General features: G+C 67.0%; 22 protein-coding genes. 10 read left to right on the forward strand and 12 right to left on the reverse strand.

The window, feature by feature from the left end; all coding sequences use genetic code 11:
• Positions 1-28 precede the first annotated feature (28 nt).
• A complete protein-coding gene (locus tag G7B67_RS06490; protein ID WP_166209708.1) occupies positions 29-967 on the forward strand; it encodes a class I SAM-dependent methyltransferase in 939 nt (312 codons plus the stop codon).
• 58 nt (positions 968-1,025) lie between these two features.
• On the opposite strand, the gene G7B67_RS06495 is transcribed toward G7B67_RS06490, so the two are convergent.
• The 3 genes from G7B67_RS06495 to cysD form a co-directional block, all read right to left on the reverse strand.
• Positions 1,026-3,263, reverse strand: a complete 2,238-nt coding sequence (locus tag G7B67_RS06495) for a reprolysin-like metallopeptidase (RefSeq protein WP_166209711.1) — start codon at positions 3,261-3,263, stop codon at positions 1,026-1,028.
• Positions 3,264-3,618: 355 nt separating this feature from the next.
• The gene (cysN, locus tag G7B67_RS06500; protein WP_166209714.1) at positions 3,619-5,514 is read right to left on the reverse strand and encodes a sulfate adenylyltransferase subunit CysN; all 1,896 of its coding nucleotides are present in this window, start codon (positions 5,512-5,514) and stop codon (positions 3,619-3,621) included.
• On the reverse strand, positions 5,514-6,425 hold the full coding sequence (gene cysD / locus G7B67_RS06505) for a sulfate adenylyltransferase subunit CysD (protein WP_166209717.1): 912 nt from the start codon (positions 6,423-6,425) through the stop codon (positions 5,514-5,516). The genes cysN and cysD overlap by 1 nt, the downstream gene beginning before the upstream one ends.
• Positions 6,426-6,662: 237 nt before the next feature.
• Here cysD and G7B67_RS06510 point away from each other — a divergent pair, with 237 nt between their 5' ends.
• From G7B67_RS06510 to G7B67_RS06525, 4 genes are all read left to right on the forward strand, one after another.
• On the forward strand, positions 6,663-7,409 hold the full coding sequence (locus G7B67_RS06510) for an electron transfer flavoprotein subunit beta/FixA family protein (protein ID WP_166209720.1): 747 nt from the start codon (positions 6,663-6,665) through the stop codon (positions 7,407-7,409).
• A 140-nt stretch (positions 7,410-7,549) separates the two neighbouring features.
• The gene (locus G7B67_RS06515) at positions 7,550-8,488 is read left to right on the forward strand and encodes an electron transfer flavoprotein subunit alpha/FixB family protein (protein ID WP_166209723.1); all 939 of its coding nucleotides are present in this window, start codon (positions 7,550-7,552) and stop codon (positions 8,486-8,488) included.
• 180 nt (positions 8,489-8,668) lie between these two features.
• Positions 8,669-10,405 (forward strand): LTA synthase family protein, encoded by a 1,737-nt coding sequence (locus tag G7B67_RS06520; RefSeq protein ID WP_166209726.1) that lies wholly within the window; start codon positions 8,669-8,671, stop codon positions 10,403-10,405.
• Positions 10,402-10,785 (forward strand): hypothetical protein, encoded by a 384-nt coding sequence (locus G7B67_RS06525; protein ID WP_166209729.1) that lies wholly within the window; start codon positions 10,402-10,404, stop codon positions 10,783-10,785. The genes G7B67_RS06520 and G7B67_RS06525 overlap by 4 nt, the downstream gene beginning before the upstream one ends.
• Before the next feature lie 43 nt (positions 10,786-10,828).
• On the opposite strand, the gene G7B67_RS06530 is transcribed toward G7B67_RS06525, so the two are convergent.
• From G7B67_RS06530 to G7B67_RS06560, 7 genes are all read right to left on the reverse strand, one after another.
• Positions 10,829-13,273: a reprolysin-like metallopeptidase gene (locus tag G7B67_RS06530; RefSeq protein WP_166209732.1), complete on the reverse strand. Its 2,445-nt coding sequence runs from the start codon at positions 13,271-13,273 to the stop codon at positions 10,829-10,831.
• A gap of 142 nt (positions 13,274-13,415) precedes the next feature.
• Complete coding sequence (locus G7B67_RS06535) at positions 13,416-14,042, reverse strand: CoA transferase subunit B (RefSeq protein ID WP_166209735.1); 627 nt, start codon at positions 14,040-14,042, stop codon at positions 13,416-13,418.
• A 1-nt stretch (position 14,043) separates the two neighbouring features.
• Positions 14,044-14,778 (reverse strand): CoA transferase subunit A, encoded by a 735-nt coding sequence (locus G7B67_RS06540; RefSeq protein WP_166209738.1) that lies wholly within the window; start codon positions 14,776-14,778, stop codon positions 14,044-14,046.
• A 21-nt stretch (positions 14,779-14,799) separates the two neighbouring features.
• Positions 14,800-15,048: an acyl carrier protein gene (locus G7B67_RS06545; protein WP_166209741.1), complete on the reverse strand. Its 249-nt coding sequence runs from the start codon at positions 15,046-15,048 to the stop codon at positions 14,800-14,802.
• Entirely contained in the window at positions 15,045-16,010 is a 966-nt protein-coding gene (locus G7B67_RS06550) for a ketoacyl-ACP synthase III (RefSeq protein ID WP_166209745.1), read from the reverse strand. The genes G7B67_RS06545 and G7B67_RS06550 overlap by 4 nt, the downstream gene beginning before the upstream one ends.
• Positions 16,007-16,570 (reverse strand): hypothetical protein, encoded by a 564-nt coding sequence (locus G7B67_RS06555; RefSeq protein WP_166209748.1) that lies wholly within the window; start codon positions 16,568-16,570, stop codon positions 16,007-16,009. The genes G7B67_RS06550 and G7B67_RS06555 overlap by 4 nt, the downstream gene beginning before the upstream one ends.
• Entirely contained in the window at positions 16,560-17,489 is a 930-nt protein-coding gene (locus tag G7B67_RS06560; RefSeq protein ID WP_166209751.1) for an LbetaH domain-containing protein, read from the reverse strand. Before G7B67_RS06560 ends, G7B67_RS06555 begins: the two co-directional genes overlap by 11 nt.
• Before the next feature lie 365 nt (positions 17,490-17,854).
• Between G7B67_RS06560 and G7B67_RS06565 the strand changes: the two genes are divergently transcribed.
• Genes G7B67_RS06565 through rffA form a run of 5 tightly spaced genes read left to right on the forward strand, consistent with a single transcriptional unit; the run spans position 17,855 to position 21,558 of the window.
• On the forward strand, positions 17,855-18,787 hold the full coding sequence (locus G7B67_RS06565; protein WP_166209754.1) for a glycosyltransferase family 2 protein: 933 nt from the start codon (positions 17,855-17,857) through the stop codon (positions 18,785-18,787).
• Positions 18,780-19,208 (forward strand): hypothetical protein, encoded by a 429-nt coding sequence (locus G7B67_RS06570; RefSeq protein WP_166209757.1) that lies wholly within the window; start codon positions 18,780-18,782, stop codon positions 19,206-19,208. Before G7B67_RS06565 ends, G7B67_RS06570 begins: the two co-directional genes overlap by 8 nt.
• A gap of 1 nt (position 19,209) precedes the next feature.
• A complete protein-coding gene (locus tag G7B67_RS06575; protein ID WP_166209760.1) occupies positions 19,210-20,052 on the forward strand; it encodes a class I SAM-dependent methyltransferase in 843 nt (280 codons plus the stop codon).
• Positions 20,049-20,375: an EamA family transporter gene (locus G7B67_RS06580; RefSeq protein ID WP_166209763.1), complete on the forward strand. Its 327-nt coding sequence runs from the start codon at positions 20,049-20,051 to the stop codon at positions 20,373-20,375. Before G7B67_RS06575 ends, G7B67_RS06580 begins: the two co-directional genes overlap by 4 nt.
• A 28-nt stretch (positions 20,376-20,403) precedes the next feature.
• Positions 20,404-21,558, forward strand: a complete 1,155-nt coding sequence (gene rffA / locus G7B67_RS06585) for a dTDP-4-amino-4,6-dideoxygalactose transaminase (protein ID WP_166209766.1) — start codon at positions 20,404-20,406, stop codon at positions 21,556-21,558.
• Here rffA and G7B67_RS06590 read toward each other — a convergent pair.
• Entirely contained in the window at positions 21,486-23,075 is a 1,590-nt protein-coding gene (locus tag G7B67_RS06590) for a hypothetical protein (RefSeq protein WP_166209769.1), read from the reverse strand. The genes rffA and G7B67_RS06590 overlap by 73 nt on opposite strands.
• Positions 23,072-24,700, reverse strand: a complete 1,629-nt coding sequence (locus G7B67_RS06595; protein WP_166209772.1) for a hypothetical protein — start codon at positions 24,698-24,700, stop codon at positions 23,072-23,074. The genes G7B67_RS06590 and G7B67_RS06595 overlap by 4 nt, the downstream gene beginning before the upstream one ends.
• Between the last annotated feature and the right edge of the window lie 4 nt (positions 24,701-24,704).

The following is a 24,704-nucleotide window of genomic DNA, read 5'->3' on the forward strand; positions in this document are numbered from 1 at the left end:
GCCGGCTCGACCGGCAGGAGCAAAACCCATGGCCGATACGGCAGCCAGCGCAGACGACATCATCCGGACGCTGCGTTCCTCGGCGGAAGCCTATCGCGAGGCATCACGCAAGGAGGGGTCGGTTTGGGGGCGGATGTTCTCGGACCCGGCATTCCTCGCCATCCGCGACGACGACCAGGCGGCAGCGGCGGAACTCGGGCTCAACCGGGACACCGTCGGCCTGTTGGTGATGTTGCAGCGGGCCGGCCTCAAGCCACGCTCGGGCCTCTCGCTGGGCTGCGGTTCCGGTCGCGGTGAACGTGCCCTGCTGGAGCGGCGCATCTGCGAACGATTCGTCGGCGTCGATGTCGCCCCGCAGGCGATCGAGGAAGCGCGCCAGTTCGCCGAGAAGGATGGACTTCCGATCCGCTACGTCTGCCAGGACCTCAACGCCATTGCCCTGGGTGACGAGCGCTTTGATCTCGTCGTCTGCCAGACCATCCTCCACCACGTGCTCGAGCTGGAGCACGTCCTGGATGAAATCGAACGGGTGCTGTCGCCGGAGGGCGTGTTCTACGTGCACGACTACATCGGCGAAACCCAGTTCCAGTTCAGCGACGAGCGCCTGGAGTGGATCAATGCCGTCCTCGCCGCACTTCCAGAACCATTGCGCACGAACCGGGTCGGCAACAAGGTCCTCAAGCAGGTCGGGCGGCCGGTTCCCGGCAAGCTGGTCTCGCCGTTCGAAGCCATCCGTTCGGGGGAAATCAGCGCCATGCTCAAGCAGCGCTTCGACATCGTGGAATGCCACGAGCACACGACGATCATGGACCGGGTCGTGCCGATGGGAACCCGGCGCGGATACCTGGCCGACGCCAACACACGCGCGCTGTTCGACCTGGTGAAGCTGCTGGACAAGGCGCTACTGCAAGGCGGCGTGCTCCCGCCGGTGGAAGGGCGCTACCTGCTGCGGCGCAAGCAACGTTGATCCCATGACAAAAAAGAGAGCCGCCCAAGGCGGCTCTCTTGTTCCATGCCGTCGCCGCTCAGCCCGCGGGAACCCATTGCAGGTTCGATACGGTTGAAACCGACTGTGCCGTACTGATGTTCGCCGACCTCCAGATGATGTTGGCTCCGCTGCTTGCGTTGCGCCACAGCACATCGGCCTTGTGGTCGCCGTTGAAGTCGCCAAAGCCCGCCACGTTGTAGGTGGTGCTGGCCGAGTGCACGGGCATGTAGTTGGACCGGAAGGCACTCAACCAGACGGAATTGGCTCCCGAGTTCACATTGCGCCAGAACACATCGGCACGACCGTCGCCATTGAAGTCGGCGACGCCCGCGATCACCCAGTTCAAGTCTGTGGCCGCATTGATCGCCTGCTGGGTCGAATAGTTGGCGGAGCGCCAGATGGCGTTGGATCCGCTGATGACGTTCCGCCACAGGATGTCGGCCTTGTGATCACCGTTGAAGTCGCCCACGCCAACCACGATCCAGGCTCGGCCAGCGACGGCATGGACAGCCTGCGCGCTGCCGGAGCGTCCGGACTTCCAGATGACGTTGGAGCCACTCTCGGCGTTGCGCCACAGGATGTCCGACTTGCCGTCGCCGTTGAAGTCGGCGATGCCAGCCACCTCCCAGGCGGTTTCGCGGGCACTCGTCGCCTGCGCGGTCCGATAATTGCCCGATAGCCAGATGGAATTACTGCCGGTGTTGGCATTGCGCCACAGGACGTCGGAGCGGCCATCGCCATTGAAGTCCCCCACTCCGCCGACGACCCATGCGGTGCCCGCCGAATGGATGTACAAGGTCGTTGCAGAGTTGCCCGACAACCAGATGGAGTTGGCGCCGGTGACCGTGTTGCGCCACAGGATGTCCGACTTGCCGTCGCCATTGAAGTCGCCGCGGTTGTCAACACCCATGACCTGGGTCTTTGCCGCGCGGAAGGCCGCGACCGCCGGCATCGTCCTGATCAGGGTCTGGGCATTGTCGGCCACGTTGGTCTCGCCGCAGGCCAAGCCGCCACACGAGGTGAGGCGCGGGTTGGAAAACACGCGATATGCCGTCTGTCCCACTGTCGGAATCGCCATGATCGTGTAGAAGTTTCCGCCGCCAGCGCCCGTGCTGTAGCCGAAGGAATAGCCGTACCGGCCATACTCACCTGGATCCAGGGGATCGTTGTCGGTATTGGTGTCATCGTCACCGGCCGCCGCCGTCCGGTCATGGGCAAGCCCCAGGTTATGACCGATTTCATGCGCCAGTGTTTCCGTCCGGCAGATGCCACCGGCGGAGTCGCTGATCACCGACAGCCCATACGCGGCACTGCTGGCGGTGATCGGCTGTTGCCCGCCACCAATCAGCCAGGCTACGCCGCACGTTTGGTTTTCCGTCTTGTAATCGCGCACCAACGACACGAGGTCGGCGCCGAACTGGTTGCGCGCGGCAATCAACGGGGCGAGCCCGGCCGGTACCGACGACGCGTTGCAGCTGACATCGCCGTCGGGCAAGTGCAACTGGCCGCTGGCAACCGTCGAGCACTGCAGCCCCGACAGGTCGAACAGCGCACTGCGGTTGGTCGTCGTGTCGGCATAGTTGACCTGGACCGTGCGCACCAGGCGCAGCCGACCGCCGACATGGCTGTTCGAAAAGGCCTGGTTCGCGACATCGACCAGGAAGTTCAACCGGGTCTTAACCTGGGAAAATCCGCCGAGACGGGTCTTCAACCCGCTGGAATACCCGAGGACCAGATCGACAGTGGCTCCGTCCGAGGTCTGGGTCGCCGATGCCTGCCTGCTGGGGACCGACGCCGCCAAGGCCGACACCAGCGCGGAACCCATGGCTGTCGGCGACGTCCCCGACGCCCGGTCTGGCGCATTCAGGACATCCGGGCCTCCAGCCACGGCCGTTGTGGGCGAGCCAGCCAGCTTGCGTACGTCGGTTTCAACCAGCCATGTCCGACCGCCCTTCGAGGTGATCTCGAATGGCAGGCCTTTGTCATTGGGAATCGACCCGAATACCGCCTTGTCACCGAACGTGAGGATCGCCTCCTGTCCACCTCGGCTGCCTTCGGGCTGGCCGATCCACGTCCAGTTGCCGTCGGCGTGTTCGATTTGACGCTCGTAACGCAACCGGATCGGATGGCCGTCCGGTGCATCGAGGACCATCCCGCCCTCGGCGACCGAGCGCAATGCATGGGCTTCACTCAGGTCGACTGCGTGCCACGTGGTCGCCCCGCTGTTCAGCGTTGCGTGCGGTGAATACGCGAGCAGGCTTCCATGATCGGCCATCGATGCAATCGATGACGCGTGCGGGGCAGGCGCATCGGTGAAGGAGGGCGTTGCAGACGCTGCCTGTGCAGTCGGCGTGGTCGACGCCTGTTGGGAATTCGAAGGGCAACCGGCCAGAAGGCCGGCAAGGGCTCCACATAAAAGAGCGATGCGCATGTCAGGACACCGAATTCAGCTGACGGGGCGCTCGTGATAATTCAGCAGGGGTCATCGATGTGTGAATGCGTGCGCCTGCTCTTTGCAAGCGTTGCACCGGCTCATCGATGGCAAGACTGACCGGGATCGCCTGGCGGCTTTCGGATGGCTCACGCGCAATTCACGACATGTTTCTTCGTGTCAATTCCGCGTCAAGGATTCAATGCCTAGACATATAGCGCAGCACCCGTGCGGCGAGTTCTTCGGTCGCCTCGGCTGCGCTTTCCAGTACGATCTCCGCATGCGCCGGGCGTTCGTAGGGCGAATCGATGCCGGTGAAGTTGGCGATCTCGCCGGCGCGCGCCTTCGCATACAGCCCCTTCACATCGCGTTGCTCGGCGACTTCCAGTGGCGCGTCGACGAAGATCTCGACGAACTCGCCGTCGCCGAACAACTCGCGCGCCATCCGACGTTCGGCGATGAAGGGCGAGATGAAACTCACCAGCACGATCAGGCCGGCGTCGACCATCAGCCGCGCGACTTCCGCCACGCGACGGATGTTTTCCACGCGATCCTCGTCGGTGAAGCCCAGATCCTTGTTCAAGCCGTGGCGCACGTTGTCGCCGTCGAGCAGGTAGGTGTGCTGGCCCATGGCGAGCAGGCGTTTCTCCACCAGGTTGGCGATGGTCGACTTGCCCGACCCCGACAGGCCGGTGAACCACAGGCAGCGCGGCTGCTGGTGCTTGATCCGCGCGCGCGCGGCCTTGTCGACGTCGACGTGCTGCCAGTGGATGTTGCCGGCGCGGCGCAGTGCGAAATCGAGCGTGCCGGCGGCCACGGTGGCATAGCTCTGGCGGTCGATGAGGATGAACGCGCCCAGTTCACGATTGTCGGCGTAGGGCTCGAACGCCACCGCCTGGTCCAGGTGCAGGTTGCAGTACGCGACCTCGTTGAGCTCCAGGTGCTTGGCGGCCAGGTGTTCCTGGGTGTTGACGTCGACCTTGTGCTTGATTTCGGTCACGGTCGCGCCGACGGTGCGCGCGCCGATCTTGAGCCAGTACGGCCGCCCCGGCAGCAAGGCATGCTCGCCCAGCCACAGCAGGTGCACGGCAAACTGGTCGGCGACCTGCGGCGGGTTGTGCGCGGCGGCGATGACGTCGCCGCGACTGATGTCGAGTTCGTCGCCGAGCGTCAGCGTGACGGCCTGCCCCGCGCGCGCGCGCGCCAGATCGCCATCGGCGGTGACGATCCGCGCCACGGTCGAACGCCGGCCGGACGGCAGCGCCACGATCTCGTCGCCGGCTTGCACCTCGCCGGCGACGATCGTGCCGGCAAAGCCGCGGAAGCTCGAATCGGGGCGGCACACCCATTGCACCGGCATGCGCAGGCCAAGCTCGCTGGACTTGCGCGAGACATCGACGGTTTCCAGGTGCTCGAGCAGCGTCGGTCCGCGATACCACGGCATTGCGTCCGAACGCTGCAGCATGTTGTCGCCCCTGAGTGCGGACAACGGCAGGCAGGTGACGTGTTCGATGCCCAGCTGCGCGGCCAGTTCGCGGTAGCCGTCGACGATCGCCTCGAAGACGCCTTCGTCGTAATCGACCAGGTCCATCTTGTTCACCGCCAGCAGCACATGGCGGATGCCCAGCAGCGACACGATGTAGCTGTGGCGGCGGGTCTGCGTCAGCAGGCCCTTGCGCGCGTCGACCAGCACCACCGCCAGGTCGGCGGTGGACGCGCCGGTGGCCATGTTGCGGGTGTACTGCTCGTGTCCCGGGCAATCGGCGACGATGAACTTGCGCTTCTCGGTGCTGAAGAAGCGGTAGGCGACATCGATGGTGATGCCCTGCTCGCGCTCGGCGGCCAGGCCATCGACCAGCAGCGCGAAATCGATGTCCTGGCCCTGGGTGCCGTGGCGGCGGCTGTCGGCCTCCAGCGTGGCCAGCTGGTCGTCGAACAGCAATCGCGTGTCGTGCAGCAGGCGCCCGATCAGCGTGCTCTTGCCGTCGTCGACGCTGCCGCAGGTAATGAAGCGCAGCAGGCCCTTGGTCTCGTGCTGCTGCAGGTAGGCGGCGACCGCGGTGGCGGCGTCGCTCGCGGGAAGGATCGCTTCCATCAGAAGTAGCCCTCCTGCTTCTTCTTTTCCATCGACGCCGAGGGGTCCTGGTCGATCACGCGGCCCTGGCGCTCGGAGGTCGTCGCCACCAGCATCTCGGCGATGATCTTCTCCAGCGTGTCGGCCTCGGATTCGATCGCGCCGGTGAGCGGATAGCAGCCCAGGGTGCGGAAGCGGATCTTCTTCATCACCGGCTGCTCGCCGTCATGCAGCGGCAGGCGTCCGTCGTCGACCATGATCAGCGCGCCGTCGCGCTCGACCACCGGGCGCTCGGCCGCAAGATAGAGCGACGGCACCGGGATCTTCTCGCGGAAGATGTACAACCACACGTCGAGCTCGGTCCAGTTGGAGATCGGGAACACGCGCACCGATTCGCCCTTGTGGATCCGGGTGTTGTAGACATCCCACAGCTCCGGGCGCTGGTTCTTCGGGTCCCAGCGGTGCTGGGCGCTGCGGAAGGAGAAGATGCGCTCCTTGGCGCGGGATTTTTCCTCGTCGCGGCGCGCGCCGCCGATCGCGGCATCGAAGCCCCACTTGTCCAGCGCCTGCTTCAGCGCCTGCGTCTTCATCACGTCGGTGTGCACGGTGGCGCCGTGGCTGATCGGGCCGATGCCTTGGGCGATGCCGTCGGGATTGGTCCAGGTGCGCAGCTCGACCCCGGTCTCTGCCGCGCGCCGGTCGCGGAAGGCGATCATCTCGCGGAACTTCCACGTCGTGTCGACGTGCAGCAGCGGGATCGGCGGGCGCGAGGGATAAAACGCCTTGAGCAGCAGGTGCAGCAGCACCGAGCTGTCCTTGCCCACCGAATACATCATCACCGGATTGCGGAATTCCGCCGCGACCTCGCGCAGGATGTGGATGCTTTCGGCTTCCAGGCGGTCGAGGTGGGACAGGAGGGCGGCGTCGGGCATCGGGCGGCAAGGCGTGGAGGCCGCGCATTTTAGCCCGCCGCTGCCGTCGATGCCCCGCGCAGCGCGGCGATACCGCGGCAATCCGGACGAATCGGCCTCGGCGCCGCTTCCTCCTGTGTCGCCATCCACGCCCCGGCCGACTCGCGCCGGCGCCGTTGGCCCGCTAAAATCCCCGGTTCGCTCTCTCCGGCACCGGCGTCCTGCCCTGCCGCCCCCGCCATTCCAGGAGCCCGGACGATGAAGATCCTCGTCGGCTACAAGCGCGTCGTGGACTACAACGTCCGCATCCAGGTCAAGCCCGATGGCTCGGGCGTGGTCACCGACGGCGTCAAGCTGTCGCCCAACCCGTTCGACGAGATCGCGCTGGAAGAGGCACTCCGCCTGCGCGACAAGGGCATCGCGACCGAGGTCGTCGTCGCCACCATCGCGCCGGCCGATGCCCAGGCGCACCTGCGCAACGGACTGGCCATGGGTGCCAACCGCGCGATCCACGTGATCGCCGATCGTGCGGTACAACCACTGACCGCGGCGCGCGCGCTGCTCAAGCTGGTCGAGCGCGAACAGCCGGACCTGGTCATCCTCGGCAAGCAGGCGATCGACGACGACTGCAACCAGACCGGGCAGATGCTGGCGACCTTGTGGGGCCGGCCGCAGGCGACGTTCGCGTCGAAGCTGGAGATCGCCGCCGGCAAGGCCACGGTCACGCGCGAGGTCGACGCCGGGCTGGAGACGCTGGAAGTCGACCTGCCCGCGGTCGTCACCACCGACCTGCGCCTGAACGAGCCGCGGTTCATCAAGCTGCCGGACATCATGAAGGCCAAGAGCAAGCCGCTGGAGGCGATCGCCTTCGCCGACCTCGGCGTCGAGGACGGCGACCAACTGCAGACGACGCACTACGCGCCGCCGACCAGGCGCGGCAAGGGCGTGATGGTGAAGGACGTGGCCGAGCTCGTCGCCGCGTTGAGACAGAAAGGGCTGGTGTAGCGCGGCTCCGCCCGGCCTGGCGATGCAGGTGGGTTGAACCCGCCCCGCACCGCCGACTGCCGGGAAGGCGCGTGCGCTGCGTCGCCACTTCCAGATTCCAGACGGCGGGTTGAACCCCGCCCCACGTTGCAAGGATCGTCATGTCCAAGGTACTCATCGTCGCCGAACACCTCGATGGCAAGCTCAACGCCGCGACCGCACGCTGCGTGTCCGCCGCGCAGGCGCTGCAACCCGAGGCGATCGATGTCGCCGTGCTCGCCGCCGATCCGGCCGCCGTCGCCGCACAGGCGGCGCAGATCGCCGGGGTCACGCGGGTGCTGGCGGTGGCCAACGTCGCCGACGCGCAGGCGATCGCGCAGGTGCAGGCTCCGCAGGTCGCGCAACTGGGCGCCGGCTACACCCACGTGTTTGGTCCCAGCACAACCTTCGGCAAGGACCTCATGCCCTGCGTGGCCGCGCTGCTCGGCGTGGCGCAGGTGTCCGACGTGATGGCGGTTGAATCCAGCCACGTCTTCAAGCGACCAATCTACGCCGGCAATGCGATCGTGACCGTGCAGGCACCGGCCGATCGCATCGTGGTGGCCACCATCCGCACCGCATCGTGGCCCGAAGCTTCCGGCGGCGGCACGGCCGCGGTGGAACCGGCGCAGGTCGATGCCACGCTGCCGACCCACACCCGGTACATCGGCCTGGCCGCCGGCAATTCCGATCGCCCGGACCTGCAGGGCGCGCGACGGGTGGTGTCCGGTGGCCGCGGCGTCGGCTCGGCGGAGAACTTCAAGATCATCTATGACCTGGCCGACAAGCTTGGCGCCGCCGTTGGCGCCTCGCGCGCCGCCGTGGATGCCGGTTATGTGTCCAGCGAACTGCAGGTCGGCCAGACCGGCAAGATCATCGCGCCCGACCTCTACATCGCCGTAGGCATCAGCGGCGCGATCCAGCACCTGACCGGGATCAAGGACGCCGGCACCATCGTCGCGATCAACAAGGATCCGGAGAGCCCGATCTTCGAGGTCGCCGACATCGGCCTGGTCGGCGATCTTTTCAAGCTGTTGCCGGAACTGCAGCAGGCCCTCTGAGGTCGAGGACGCGGGCCGTCGGCCGGGCCATCGGCTCCGGCCCTGTGCGCCGGATCCGAGGCCGTTCCCGTGTCGCCGCCGCGCCAACCATCCAACTTCCAGGCCATGACCGCCGTGCCCTCCCCAATGCAAGACGCCGCACCCGCCCGCAGCCGCCGCTCCTGGGGCTGGATCGTGTTGATGGCCCTGTACAGCCTGCTGTTCGCCGCGCTGGCCTGGTGGCTGGACCGGCGCATGCTGGGCGTCGCGCGCGAGGCGTATTTCGGCTGGTTCGTGCTCGGCAACGCGCTGCCCGGAATCGTCTTCGCCTGCCTGCTGACGGCGTTGACGCGCAGGCCCGGGTGCTCCTTCCTGCTGGTCGCGATCCTGCAGGCTCTGGTCTACCACGCCTCCACGCTCAAGATGGCGGTGCTCAACGATCCGGTCGGCCTGCAGGACCTGTACTTCATCACCAGCATCGATCGATCCTCGTTCGAACTGCTCGGGCAGTACATCCAGCATCCATGGCTGGCCGGCCTCGGCGCGCTGCTGGCCGTCGCACTTGGCGTGCTGCTGTGGCGCGCGGAGAAGCCTGCCTTCCGCGCCCTGCGCACCGCGCAACTGCTGCTTGGCGGCGTGGCCATCGTGCTGGTCTACACCATGGTCGCGTCGCTGCCGCCGTGGAGCAGCTGGTACCAGCGCGTCTCCATGCGGCCTTCGCGTTTCGAGGCATGGCCGGCGATCCTGCACGGCGGGTTGATGTCCAACCTCGTCTACACCCACAACAAGAACATGCGCACCTTCCAGCGGGTCGATGCGACCGCGGTGAAGCAGTTGCTGCAGCAGGTGCCGGTGCAGGTCACGCCGGTCTCCAGCGACGCCGTCCAGCCCGACGTCGTTGTGGTCCTCAGCGAATCGCTGTTCGATCCGACGATCATGAACGGGATGGAGAACCTGCCGCCCACGGTGCCCAACGTGCGCGCGCAGATCGCAGCCGGCCACGGTGGCTACATGAAGGTGCCGACCTTCGGCGGCGGCACCATCCGCACCGAATTCGAAGTGCTGACGGGCATGCCGATGGATGCCTTTCCCAACGCGACGTTCCCGTACGTGACGCTGGTGCGCGATCGCATCCCCAGCCTGGTAAGCGCGCTCAAGCGGCACGGCTACGCCGCGATCGCCGTGCATGGCAACTCGGGCAGTTTCTGGAACCGGCAGAACGCCTACCAGGCGATTGGCTTCGACCGCTTCATCACCCGGAAGCAGTTTCCGCGCAATGCCGCCCACAACGGGCGCTGGATCTCGGATGCGGTGATGACCGATGTCGTCCTGGACCAGTTGCGGCAGGCCAGGAAGCCGACGATGGTCCTGGCATTGAGCATCGAGACGCATGGCCCCTACAACGACGTGAAAACCACCGACCGGGCCGCGCGCGACGCCGTGCAGGTACCACCCAAGCTCAATGCCGAACAGGCGCTGCAACTGCGCAACTACCTCTACCACGCGCATCGCGCGGACGCGCAGTTCGAGCGCCTGCTGCAAGCGCTGCAGGCGCGCAAGCGGCCGACGGTGCTGCTGTTCTTCGGCGACCACCTGCCGGGCCTGCGCGACGTGTTCGACACCATGGGCTTCCACGACGGCCGCCCGGGACCGAAGCAATACGTGCCGTGGGTGATGCTGCGCACCGACCGCCCCGAGGCGACCACGATCCCGCATGCCGAAGCGTGGATGCTGCCAGGCATGCTGCTGCACCTGGCGGGCGTGGACGACGATCGCTATTTCGAACTTACACGTTCGCTTTCCCAGCGCATGTCGCCTGAGACCAGGACCTTGCCGCCTGCACTTTACCGCGGCCTCGATGCCGCCGCGGTGGCTCGCATCAATGGCAGCTTCGCCAACATCGGCGCCCACGCACAGCACCGCCAGGGGGCGAAATGAACCATTTGCGCAGGACACCAGCCACCAGTGGCATCCTCGCACTGCTGCTGGGATGCGCCGGCATCGCACTGGCGAGCTGCTCGCGCGCGAAGCTCGACCTGGATCCGGCCATCGTGCCCGGCTGTGCAGCCGGCCATGGCGAACCGATCCTCGTGCGCTGGGACGCCGGCCGCCACCCGACACGGATAGTCAAGGTCTTCATCAACCGCCCGGGCGCCAACGAGCATCTGTGGACCCGCGGCAAGCCGGCCGGGCAACGCAAGACCGGCCGCTGGGGCAGCGATGGATTGACCTTCGTGCTGCGCGACGACAAGGGCGTGGAGCTGGCACGCCGGACGCTGGAATCGTCGCGCTGCCCGTTCAAGCAGAAGGACGAGTAATCGATCGCGGCCAGCCCCCGGGGCCGGCCGCGCCAGGCGCGCCTTACTGCACGTCCATCAGCCGATACCCGGACTTGGGCACGTAGCCGAGCACCGCGGAAGTGACGGCGGTCCCGCTGCTGAACATGACCTTGATCTTGCGCGTGGACGGGTTGGAGAAGATCAGGTCGCCCTTGCGATTGCCATCCAAGTCGCCCTTGCCCACCAGCCGGTAGGCCGGGTCGGTGGTATGTGCATTGGACGCCGTGCGCGTGAACCCATCCATGTACCAGATCGCCACCACCTTGTTGTCCTTCCTGGTGAAGATGATGTCGGCCTTGCCATTGCCGTTGATCTCCTCGACGCCCGCGACACGGTAGCTGGTCGAATACCGCTGCGCCAGCTGCTCGCTGTTGAACGACGTCCCGGTGCTCAGGCTGAGCAGCAGGCCGCCGTTCTCGTCGGTCCATAGCAGGTCCTGCCGGCGGTCGCCATTGAAGTCCGCCGCCCCGACGAAGTTGTAGCCGATCGAAAAATCATGCGCGTTGTAGGCCGTGCGCTTGGTCCCCGACATGTACCACGTGGTCACCCGCCCGGTGCTGGTGTCGCGCATCAGGATGTCGGCGGTTCCGTTTCCGTTGACGTCCGCCAAGCCGATCGGCACCTGTCGCGACCCGTACGTATAGGCCAGGGTCGTGAAGGCGTAGCGCGCGCCGGTGCTCAGGCCCATCACCAGGCGGTGCTTGGCGTTGTCCACGAAGAGCAGGTCCACCCGGCGATCGGCATTGAAGTCGCCGGTATCGACCAGCGACAGGGCGCCGCTGAGGCCCAGCGAGTTGTATGCCAGGCGCTTGGTTCCGTTCATGAACCAGTTCTCGAGCCGGTTCGTGGCGTGGTTGAACAGCAGCAGGTCGCCGTAGCGGTCGCCGTTGGGATTGGCGCGGCGCAGCAGGTAGCGGTCGGTGTCCGGTGCCGGCTCGGCGGATACGGCAGTGCGGAAGCTGGCGATCACGGGGATCGTCTGCGTCAGCGTGCGGGCGTTGTCGGCCTGGGTCGTCGTACCGCACGCCTTGCCGCCACAGAAGGTGCTGCGGGGATCGGAAAAGATCCTGTAGATCGTCTGGCCGGTGTCGCCATAGGCCATGATCGTGTAGAAATTGCCGTTGGTCGACGTGGTCTTGTAGCCGAACGAATACGGATAGGCGCCGTAGTCGTCCGAGTTCAGCGTGCCGTCGTCGCCCTTTGCGGTCTCCACGTCGTGGGCGGCGCCCATGTTGTGGCCCATCTCGTGGGCCAGCGTCTCGTCCAGGCAGTAGTACGTCTTGCCATCGGAGCCGGCATCGGTGCCGTCGCTGACCACCGAGTAGCCGAACGGCGAATCGCTGGTCGCCACGCCGCTCTGGCTACCGCCGATCAACCAGGCGATGCCGCAGCCACCGTTGGTGGGGTCGTCGTACTTGCGCACCAGCGACACCAGGTCGGCACCGTAGGTTTCGCGTGCGGCGCGCAGCGCGTTGAATGCCGGGTCGGGTGTGATGTTGGAATTGGTGTCGGCGTCATAGCCGGAAAGCTTTTCCAGTGCATCGCCATTGTCGGTGGTGTCGGTGTAGGACACCGCCATCGTCCCGACCAGGCGCACCTTGGCGGCCACGTCGCTGTTGACGTAGGCGGCGTTGGCGACATCGACGAGGTGGTTCAGTCGCGTCACCGCGCCGGAGTTGCCGTTGTTGGCGGTGGCGAAGCCGGGCGTATAGCCGATCAGCAGGTCCACGGTCGTGGTGGACGCGGTGGTGGCCGCACTGGTGCCCGCGGCGGATGCGATCGCCTTCGCGCCCGCGGCCTGGATGCCGGCGCCGGTGGATTTCGGCGGCCGCTTGAAGTCGGGCCGCTGCGGCCGGGTGGCGGCGTTGTCGATCAGGGCGATCTTGGCCGGATCGGTTTCCACCACCCAGCTGCCGCCATTGCGCACGGTCAGGCGCAGCGGCAACCCACCAGGCTGCCCGATGGTGCCGAATGCGGCATGCGCGCCGAATGTCAGGATGGTCTGCTGGTCCGGATGGCCCGCGATATGGCCGATCCAGGTCCAATCGCCTGACGCGTGCTCCACATGGCGGTCATACTGGATGTCCAGCGGCTTGCCCGCCGGCGTGGTGAGCCGCAGGTGGCCTTTGGCCATCGCATTGAGGGCGTGGCTCTCGCTCAGCCCGGCGGGATACCAGGTGTAGGCGCCATCGTGGACGACATCGCGCACGTGGTAATCGAGCAGCGTGCCGCGATCAGGCAGGGTGGCGAACTCATGGCTGGCGGCCAGGCGCGACGCCGGGCGCGATGCCGGTTTGGCAGCGACGCCGGGCGCCTTCTCCGCCGCGCCGGCCGAAGCCGTCGCTGCGCTCGCCTGGCCTGCAGGCGCCTTGGTGCACCCGGCGGCGAAGAGGACGGCCAGCGCGAGCGCACCGAACTGGAGGCACCGCGTGGACGGAAACGACAACGGGTTGTGTTGGAACAGCATGGCGACTTCCCCTGCAGGCCGGACGCGCCGGCGGCATTAAAAGAGTGCACGGATGATCTGGAGCGTGCATCCAACCGGCGGTGAACCGGCCCCGTTCAGGACGACGGATGCCCCGAACCGGGAATGGCGTCGCATTCATCCGCTAGCGGAACGTGACGCCGGTCCGGGTGCGCAGCATATCGGCATCGACTCCGGGCGCCATTTCCACCAGCCGCAGGCCCTCGTCGGCGATGTCGAACACCGCCAGGTCGGTGATGATCCGGTCGACCACGCCCACGCCGGTCAGCGGCAACGTGCATTCGGGCAGGATCTTCGGCGCGCCGTTCTTGGTGGTGTGTTCCATCAGCACCACCACCCGCTGCACGCCGGCGACCAGGTCCATCGCGCCGCCCATGCCCTTGACCATCTTGCCCGGCACCATCCAGTTGGCCAGGTCACCCTTGTCGGTGACTTCCATCGCTCCCAGGATCGCCAGGTCGACATGGCCGCCGCGGATCATCGCGAACGAGTCGTGGCTGCCGAAATAACTCGCGCCCGGGCGCGCGGTGACGGTCTGCTTGCCGGCGTTGATCAGGTCGGCATCGATCTCGTCCTCGGTCGGGAACGGGCCGATGCCGAGCAGACCGTTTTCGGATTGCAGCCACACGTCCACGCCCTGCGGAATGTAGTTGGCGACCAGCGTCGGCAGGCCGATGCCCAGGTTGACGTAGGCACCATCGGTGAGTTCGCGTGCGGCGCGCTGCGCCATCTCGTCGCGGGTCCAGGCCATGTCAGTGCGCTCCCTGGGCGATGGTGCGCTGCTCGATGCGTTTTTCCGGCGTCGCATTGAGCACGATGCGGTCGACGTAGATACCGGGCAGGTGCACGTGGTCGGGATCGATCGCGCCGACGTCGACGATTTCCTCCACCTCGGCGATGCACAGCTTGCCCGCCATGGCGCAAGCCGGATTGAAATTGCGCGCGGTCTTGCGGAACACCAGGTTGCCGGCGGCGTCGGCCTTCCACGCCTTGACCAGCGAGACGTCGGCCACCAGCGCGGTTTCCATCACGTACATGCGGCCGTTGAATTCGCGCGTCTCCTTGCCTTCGGCGACGACCGTGCCGTAACCGGTCGCGGTGTAGAAGGCCGGGATGCCGGCGCCGCCTGCGCGCAGGCGCTCGGCGAGTGTGCCCTGCGGGTTGAACTCCAGCTCCAGCTCGCCGGCCAGGAACTGGCGCTCGAATTCCTTGTTCTCGCCCACGTAGGACGAAATCATCTTGCGGATCTGGCGCGTGCCCAGCAGCAGGCCGAGGCCGAAGCCGTCGACGCCGGCATTGTTGGAAATGACCGTCAGCCCGTTGGCGCCGCTATCGCGCAGCGCGGCGATCAGGGCCTCGGGGATGCCGCACAGGCCGAAGCCGCCGACGGCGAGGGTCTGGTGGTCGTTGACCACACCATCGAGCGCGATGCGCGCATCGGCGAAGATTTTCGACCGCCCAGGCGCGGCAGGCGTTGACTGGTTCATCGAAGCTGCTCCCTGCATGTCCTACGCGCCGCCGCCGAGCTGCTCGGCCTTGCGGTAGAACTCGTTGATGGTGTTGGCGTCGGACAGGTCGAACTCGCCGAAATTCAGCCCGGTGATGGCCTCGACCTCCAGCACCAGGTTCATCGCGTCCAGCGAATCCAGGCCGGCATGGGTGAAAGTCTCGTCGTCGGCGATCGTCACCGTGCCGGTGGTCTTGACCCGGCGGATACCTTCGACGACGGCGTCGCGGAACGTGTTCTTGTCGATCATTGCGGATTCCTTGCCTGGAAGGTACTTGCCTTGGGGTGTTGCGCTTCGATCACCATGGTCGCCCAGGACAGGCCGACGCCGAAACCGCTGAGCAGCAGCCGCGCCGGCGGCCGCGCCAATCGCTTTTCCAGCAGCAGCGGCAGCGACGAGGACACGGTGTTCCCGGTCTGCGCGGCTTCGAATGGCGCCTTGCCCTCCGGCAGCCCGAGCCTGCGCGACAGATTGTCGACGATGAAGCGGCTGCCCTGGTGCAGCAGGTATTCGTCGATGTCGGCCGGTTCGATCCTTTCACGCGCCAGGTAGGCCTCGATCTGCGCCGGAACCGCGGTCATGCTGAACTTGAAGACGTTGCTGCCGAGCATCGCCAGGCGACCGCCGGGCTCGGCGACGCGGATCGAATGCCCCAGTGAACCGTCGCTGCCGAACATGCCGGGCCGGCATGCATAGACGGGATCCTCGCCCAGCCATGTGACGGTGGCGGCGTCACCGAACAGCAATTCGGTATCCCAGTCCAGCGGATCGAGGATCTTGGAATAGGGGTCGGCGGTAAACAGCAGGCCGTTGCGCAGGCCGTTGGCGGCCATGAACGCGCTCACCACGGCCAGGCCGTAGACATAACCCGAGCAGCCCAGCGAGATGTCGAAGCAGGCCACGCCATGGCCGAGCTTGAGCTTGCCGTGCACCACGGCTGCGGTATGCGGCAGGCCGTGTGCATCGGGGTTCTGCGTGCACACGACCAGGCAGTCGACCCGCGCCGGGTCGAAACCCGGCGTCGCCGCCAAGGCCTCGAACGCGGACACGCACATGTCCGAGGTTTCCTGACCTGGCGCGCGCCGGGCCAGCGACTCGAAGCCGATCTTGTCGCGGATGAACGCCTCGTCCTTCCCCGCCGCCTCGCGCCGTGCCTGGTTGGACACGCGCTGGGGCGCGACGAAACTGCCGATGGCCTTGATCCCGATCATCGCCACTCGCCGAAGAAGATCTGGCCGATGATGCCATCGGCGCTGACCAGGTCTCCTTGGTAGAACTCGCCGATGCGGCGGTTGTAGCGCACCTGAAGCGGCAAGCGCGGGGCGGCGGCCAGGCGGATGCGCACGAAGGCCAGCTTGGCGCCCGGCCCGGCCACCGTGCGCAGCAGCAGCGCCTTGAACCCGGCGACGATCGCTTCGATTGCGGAATGTTCGCCGACCTCGGCGGGGATGGCCATGACGTTGCCGTCGCAGGCGAACGAACGTGCCAACCCGTCCTCGTCGTAGCCGGTGCGGCAGTCAATCAGCGCTTCACGCTCGACGACGCGGACCTGGCCGCGTGCATCACGCCAGCTCGCGACCTGTACCGCGTCGCCGCCGGTATCGGGCGCGTCGCCCTCGAGGTAGCGCACCTGGTGCGCGGTCTTGTGCTCGAAGCGGAAGTCGATCGGTCCGGCAGCCTCGCCGCGCACGGCGAGCAGGTCGTCGAACAGCGTGGTGCTATGCAGGTACTGGCGCGCGCCCTTGAAGCACAGCTGGCGGTCAGGCGTCATGGCGGCTGTCCCTGAGGTGGCGTTTCATGTTGCGCGCGTGCGGCAGTGCGAAGTTGCCGGAGACCTCGGCGCCGTCGGCCACGTCCTGGATGACGACCGCCCCGATGCGCACCTGGGCGTCGTCGCCGATCCGCACCATGTTGGAGATGCTCGCCGAGGCGCCGATCCAGGCCCGCGCACCGATGCGCGCGCGGCCGGCGACCACGCAGTTGCTGGAGATGGTGGCCGCCGCGCCCACGTCGACGTCGTGGCCGATGTTGCTCAGCACCCCAACGTGGGCGCCGGCGCCGATGCGGGTGGATTCGCCACGCACCGCCGAGCGCACCACCACCGCGCCGGCATGCACGTGGGCACCGGCGCCGATCTCGACGCCGCCCAGGTGCGGCATGTGCAGCCGCTCGCCGAGCACCTGCTTGACGTACAGGCCGTCGCAACCGACCACCGCGCCGGCGTCGATGCGCGCATCGCGACCGACGAGCAGCGGGCCGTCGAGGACCACGCGCGGTCCGATCCGCGCGCCGGCCTCGATGCGGACCGTGCCGCGGAGGACGGCCGAGGCATCGACCATCGCGCTGGCGTCGATGTCCGGCTCGCCTGCCTGCCCGTCGAGCGACTGGCGGGCGTGGAGGAAGTGGTATAGCGCGTCGGCGGGATCGCAGACGATGACCGCCTTGCCCGGCGCGGACTCACGCGCGGCGACCGCCGCGGGGGCGATGATCGCCACGACGTCGGGGTTGTCGCGCGCGACAGCGAACCAGGCGCGGTTGGCCGCCAGGCTGGCCACGCCGGGCTGCCGCGTCCATGCGAATCCGGTCTGCCGCACGCGGCCCAGCAACCCGGCCTCGCGCACTTCAACGACGCCCAGGGCCGCGCCGTGCGCAGCGAGCAACTCAGGCAGGTTGGAGAGCGTGCGGGGCATCGGGACCTCTCGGCCCACTGCGTAACGTGGGCGTGCGGGCGCGCACCGCGATCCGCCGTGCGGACCCGTGGATGAAGGGGTGGCGCGGGGGCCGAAGTATACATGCCGCCTTCCGGGCGACGGCCGCCACGCGGGCGCGCAGCGGCCGCGCCGCGACACGTTCCGGCGGGACAAGCCGCGCGCCAATTCGGCTACCATGGCCCGCCGCCTCGGCCCGCGCTTGCGGCGGGGCCGCGTGGCGGCGATCCGCTGTATCGACGCTGCCCCCAAGAACCGGACCCGAACCGAGCCCGCCCCGTGACTTCCGGCTCCAACCCGCCCTCGCCTGCCGCCCTCGACCTGCGCCCGAATCCCCGCGAGTGCGCATGGGCCTAATGCTCAGCGTTGTCGTGCCCGTCTTCCGCAGCGGCCCGATCCTGCCGGCGCTGCATGCGCGCGTGGCCGCGGCCCTGTCGGGCGTGGCCAGCGAGTGGGAACTGATCCTGGTCGACGATGCCAGCGGAGACGGCACCTTCGGCCACATGCTGGCGCTGCGTGCCTGCGATCCGCGCGTGCGGCTGATCCGCTTCGGCCGCAACATGGGCCAGCACCATGCCACCCTGTGCGGGATCAAGGCCGCGCGCGGCGATGTCGTCATCACCCTCGACGACGACCTGCAGAACCCGCCGGAAGAAATCCCGGCCTTCCTCGCCAGGCTGGACGAAGGCTTCGACCTGGTCATCGGCCGCATCCGCGACGAGAAGAAGCACAGCGCGTGGCGGAATTTCTCCAGCGCGTTCGTGCAGCGCCTGGTGGGCGTGGTGCTTGGAAAGCCACGCGACCTGTCGCTGTCGAGCTACCGTGCGATGACCCGGCGCGCGGCGACGGTGCTGGGCAGCTATCGCGGCGTGCAGACCTACCTGCCGGCGCTGTTCTTCGGCCTGATCCCGGCCGAGCGCATCGCCAACGTCGACGTCGCGCACGATGCGCGCCGGCACGGCGCCAGCCACTACACTTTGCGCAAGCTGCTCAAGCTCACGTCCTACCTCCTGATCAACCATTCCAGCGTCCCGCTGCGCCTGACGTCCGCGCTGGGGCTGGTGACGAGCATCGCCAGCGCGGTGTTCGCGGTTTACCTCGTCTCCGGCGCGCTGCTGCACGGCACCGCGGTCAAGGGCTGGACGTCGCTCGCGGTGCTCATCACCCTGGTCGGCGGCGCGATCCTGCTGTCGCTGGGCATCGTCGGCGAATACATCGGGCGCCTGCTGGTGGAGAGCTCGGCGCCGGAGCAGTTCCCGGTGTTCGAATCCCATGGTTGAACGCGTTGGCGAAGGCGCGGGCGCATCGATGCGCACCCCGCGCGCCAGGCTGGCGATCCTGCTTGCCCTGGTGGCACTGAGCGTGGGACTGCAACTGGTGAACGCCTGGCTGGTCAAGCTTGCGGCCGCAACGCCGCCACCGCCACCGCTGCTCGGCGCGGGCCTGCTGCTCATCGTGCTTGCACTGGGGTTCGCGCGATTCTTCATCTGGAGCGGCATCTACAAGCGTTATCCGATCAGCCTGGCGTACCCCTTGTCGGCGATTTTCTTCCCCGCCGTGGTGCTGCTGGCCTGGACGATGGGCGAAGCGATCGGGGCCATGCAGGTCGCGGGAGCCACCGTGGTCATGGCGGGCGTGGTGCTGATGGTGACTGCCAGACCCCACCCCGCCGACGCGCCCGACCCGCCAATCATCGACTGAAATGCAACGACCGCTGCCGCAAATCATCACCAACGTCGAACGCGACGGGGACGGCATCTGGCGCGCGATCTCCAGTTCGGCGGTGTCCTACCCGGACGCCGGGCACGAGACCGTCCACGACGTCGAAGGCAATTCGTTCTGGTTCGCGCACCGCAACCAGTGCATTGCCGCCGCCATTGCCCACCTGCCCCCCGATCGCACGCTGCCGTTTGCCGACATCGGCGGAGGCAACGGGTTCGTGGCGGCGATGGTCCGTAGCCTGGGCTACCGCGTACTGCTGATCGAGCCCGGGACCGCGGGTATCGCCCATGCCCGCGAGCGTGAGATCGACGAACTGGTACAGGCATCGGTGGTCGACCTGGACGTCGCCAAGGGCAGCCTTGGCGCCATTGGCCTGTTCGACGTGCTCGAACACATCCAGGACGATGCCGGCGCCTTGCGCGCAATGCGCGCGATGCTTGCCGATGGAGGGCGGATGTACGTGACGGTTCCAGCGCATCGATGGCTGTGGTCGAGCGCCGACGACCGGGCGGGCCATTTCCGGCGGTACACCACCGGAGAGCTGCGTGGACTGTTCGAACGTTGCGATTACACGGTCGAGCTATGCAGCTATTACTTCCGGCCGCTGCCACTTCCGATGCTGCTCCTGCGTTGCCTGCCCGAACGCCTGGGGCTGCGCCGGGCGCCGTCCCGCGGGCGGGCGCAGGTTGCCGGGGAACATCGGCCAATGGGCTCGCTGCTGCAACGGCTGCTGTCCGGTGAGGTGCGCGCGTTGTCCCGCGGCCGCGAGCTCACCTTCGGCGCCAGCTGCCTGCTGGTCGCCACGCGGCAGGGCGCGGCTTGACCGTGGGAACGACGCTGGTGGCCTATGCATCGCTGCTGCTCGTGCTGTCGTGCACCGCGACGGCACAGATCGCCTTCAAGGCCTGGCACCTGTCCGGACGCCACGGCACCCTTGCGCTCGCGATCCTGCTGTTCGTCTGCATCCCGCCGGTGACCATCCTCACCGCACGCGAACTCGGCATCGGCAAGGTCTACGTGCTCATGAGCCTGAGCTACGCGCTGGTCGCCTTCATGGGATGGAAGCGCTTCGGCGAACCCGTGTCCCGCCGACAGGTGCAGGGCCTGGCCCTCATCACCCTCGGCTGCCTGATCTACACACTCTAGCCGTGCCCCGTCGAGGATTGCATCCGCAATGAAGATTCCGTTCAACAAGCCCTACATGACCGGGCGCGAACTGTGGTTGATCAGCCAGGCGCACGCGGCCGGACACCTGTCGGGTGATGGTCGCTTCACGCGCCAGTGCCACGAATGGCTCCAGGCCAAGACGGGTTGCCGCAAGGCCCTGCTGACCCATTCGTGCACCGCTGCCCTGGAAATGGCGGCCCTGTTGCTGGACCTGCAGCCCGGCGACGAAGTCATCATGCCCTCGTTCACCTTCGTTTCGACCGCCAACGGGTTCGTGCTGCGCGGAGCGGTGCCGGTTTTCGTGGACGTGCGCGCCGATACGCTGAACATCGACGAATCACTGATCGAGGCGGCGATCACCCCACGGACCAAAGCGATCTGCATGGTCCATTACGCGGGGGTCGCGTGCGAGATGGAAGCGATCATGGACATCGCCCGCCGCCATGGCCTGGCGATCGTGGAGGATGCGGCGCAAGGGATCTTCTCGACCTACCGCGGCAAGCCGCTGGGCAGCTTCGGCGCGTTGGGTGCGCTGAGCTTCCATGAAACCAAGAACGTCATCTCCGGCGAAGGCGGTGCGCTGCTGGTCAACGATCCCGCCCTTTCCGAGCGTGCGGAGATCATCCGCGAGAAAGGCACCAACCGCAGCCAGTTCTTCCGCGGCCAGGTCGACAAGTACACCTGGGTGGACATCGGCTCCTCCTACCTGCCGGGCGAGATCATCGCGGCCTTCCTGGCTGCGCAACTGGAGGACGCGGATGCCATCACCGCGCGGCGCATGGCGCTCTGGGAGCGCTACCACGCGTGGGCCGAGCCGCTTGAACGGCAGGGACTCCTGCGCCGGCCGGTCATCCCCGCCGATTGCGAGCACAACGCGCACATGTACTACCTGCTGTTGCCGTCATTGCAGGCGCGGACGCACTTCATCGAGACCTTGCGCGACAGCGGCATTGGCGCCGTCTTCCATTACATCCCGCTCCATTCCTCGCCAGCGGGCATCCGGCTGGGTCGCGCGCATGGATCGATGTCGGTCACCGACGACATCAGCGACCGGCTCGTGCGGATGCCGCTCTGGGTGGGCCTGGAGCCTCACATGGACGAAGTGCTCGAAAGCGCCCGCCGCGCCCTGGCGTCGGGTGGCCCGGAAGGCAGCATGGCCTGACTTGGATAAAGCCGGTTGCGAAGGCGGAACTTCCGGGAATACACGCTCAGTTGATGGCTGCGCAGGAAGCGGGCGACGCTGACGTAGTTGCCACAGTCGTCGCTTCCGATCGCACAGTGCGTCGCCTTCCTGGGCTTCTGCTGCGCCAATGCATCCAGCCACGCCGCACGTCGCTGTAGATAGACGCTGCGATAGGTGACTCCCTGCCAGGTATGCAGGCTCATCGGGACCTGCAGCCCCAGGAGCACCACGAGCACCAGGCCCATGACGATCCGGCCCGCTGGCTGGATCGCCCGCGCATCCGCGGTCGTTTCCCCGAGCCGGGGCAACTGACTGATGGCCATGAGCAGCAATGCCATCACGTTCCAGATGTAGATCAATACATAGCGCGAGACCCACAGGTAGCCAGGGCCGTAAAGGCTGACCCTGACGATGAGCGTCGCCGCGACCAGCCCATAGAACATCCACATCAGGGCGATGGCCATGAAACTGATGGCATTGCGCCGACCGCACCATGCCCGCCACCAGAACCAGCCATGGAGCACCAGTACGACAAGCAGGATCGCGATTTCGCCTGCCAATTGGGCGTCGCCCAACATCCAGCGCAGCTGCGCGCGATGGGCGACCGGCGCGATCAGAGGGATCCCGATCCGCGATACGACCTGCCCCGCGTGGTGCACCAGCAGCTGCAGTCGCTCGGCAACGCCAGGCTCGGGCCCGCCGGCTCCGCTTGCATAGGCCGGAAGCTCGGCCCGGCTGATGTAGCCCACCGCCATCGAAGCCCGGACCAGGTAATAGACGCCGTAGGCCGCAAGCATCGTCATGGAGGCCTTCAAGGCGGCACCACGGCGGTGGTCGCGCAGGCCGAACACCACCAGCGCCAGCATTGCCGCGATGCTGGTGATCAGGCCGACGTCATCGGCGACGATATCCATTGCCATCGCCGCTGCGAACAGGACCACCAGGTGCCACGCACGCGCATGGCGATAGCCCCACCATGCCGCGACCAGGAACAGGATGACGAAGGCATGGCTGGTGTAGCCCAGCGTCAGCAGCGACCAGTTGAAGACCACGGGGGCATTCAGCGACAGGTACACCGCCGCCAGGGCAACGAAGGCCGCCTTGGCCAGCATCGTCGGTCGTGACGGCCCATCGCCGCCGTGCCGGACGAGCAGCCATAGCATCGCCAGGTTGAAGAACGACGCCATGACCCCGATGAGCGCGGCGATGCCGAAATCCAGGTCGAAGTAGCGGTAGTGGAACAGCAGGATCAATTTCCGCAACGGCTGGGAGTGATCGAACAGGCTGCGCGTCACGAACAGGTCCGAAACGGCAAGATGTCCTTCCGCCGCCCGGCGCACGACCCAGTCGACGAAGACCCAATCGTCCGCGCTGACCATCGGGTTGACGGCCTTGATGGTGTACAGCAGCGCGTTTGCGCCGATGCAGACGAGTGCGGCGGCCAGCACGAAACCGATGGCCGTGCGTGCCAGGGTCGGGTTGACTGCAGGGGTCATCGGTTTTTCCGTGGTTTCATTGGCTGGAAGCGGACCGGCTTTTGCAGGCAGCCGGGCATCGGCCGCTCATAGGTGTAGAGGCGATTGCCGGCGACGATCGCTTCCGAAGCGGCGGGAAGGCAGCTTGGCGGGAGCGTAGCCCGATGCTGCCGCACGGGCAGCAGGATGAACCAGCGCTCGTTGCCCGGCATGTAGTTGACGCGGTCCCGATCGGCCAGCCAGGCCATCCGACGGACCAGCCGCCCGCCTGCGGGCGTACGGATCGGTGTGACCTGGATCGCACCGCCGGACAGCAGCGTGATCGTATTGGCTTCCCAATAGGTTGCGAACCCGCGGTCGAATCCGTGCTGCCGCAACCAATGGGTCGCCGCGAGCTGGTCCCGGTGCGTGGTCCGCTGCTTGATGGACATCCCCGCATACGCCGACGGTCCCGCCGATGGAAGCGCGCACACATTGGCGATGCCCGGCAGCAATCCCAGCATCAGCGCCACGCGCACCGCATGGCGCAGCGCCGCGGGTTCGGCCCGGCTGGCCACCGTTGCCGCCACCGGCAGCAGGGGCGACAACGGGATCAATGCGTAGTAGATGCCATAGAACGGCTTGATGTTCTCGTACGTCAGCAGGTAGACGACGATTCCGCCGAATCCAGCCAGCGCGAAGAGGTAGACGAATCCCTGCCCCTGCGAGAACAACTGCCTGCGCCGGACATCCAGCACGGGGGCCACCAGCAGCAGCAGCCACACCATCGTCGTGATCGCGACCGCCGCCTGGGGCAGCAGCAGGTGGCGGGAGCCGGCAAAGTGCGCCGCCAGCTCGACCAGCTTGGCGGAATTCGTCGCGATTCGCCCGGGTGTCAACGCCAATGCGAGTGTTGCGTAACTCGTGTCGACGAACACGTCCCGCAGCAACATGATATGCAGCCACCACCCCAGCAGCGCCGTCGCACAAGCCAGCCCCATCGCCAGCAGCAGGCGGCTGCGGCGGGCGCGCTCCAACCCGGAACCGGCCCAGCCGGCCAATGCCAGCAGCGACCCGGAAGCCAGCAGCGGCAGCAGGGTGTAGACAAGCGCCTTCTTGGGGGACGAGGCGGTCATCAGCAGGGCCACCGCCAACGCGCCGAGCAGGGTGGCCACGTGTCCGCGCCGGAATACGAACGTCACCAGCAGCGCCAGGTAGCAGCACACCAGGCCCATCTGCACCGAGATGCCAAGGCCGACAACGACGTCCAGGTAGATCAGCGACGGCCCCAGCAACAGCAGCAGCGCGCCGGAGCAGGCCTGCAGCCAGTCGGCGCCCAGCAGGCGCGCAAGCAGGGCACTGGATGCGAATGCGAAACCCGCGCCCAGGCACGCCGAGAACACCGATGTCGTGGTCGTCGGGCCGAAAGCCAGCGCGCCCAGCATCGCGATCTGCAGGCGGCCGTCGAAGCCGAGGCTGTCGCTGACATACGCCCAGTCCCGGGAGACCAGGCGGCCGGCATGCGCGAGCTGGTCGGCCAGCAGGATGGTCGACGCCGAATCTGAATTGATGAAGGAGGCCGACCAGGCGAGCAGGAACACCAGCAACGCGATCGCCGCGGCAAGGTCGACCACGGCCTGTACAGGGGGGTGCTTCAAGAGGGTCACGGAG

The organism is Cognatiluteimonas telluris (assembly GCF_011320095.1).
Lineage (GTDB): Bacteria > Pseudomonadota > Gammaproteobacteria > Xanthomonadales > Xanthomonadaceae > Cognatiluteimonas > Cognatiluteimonas telluris.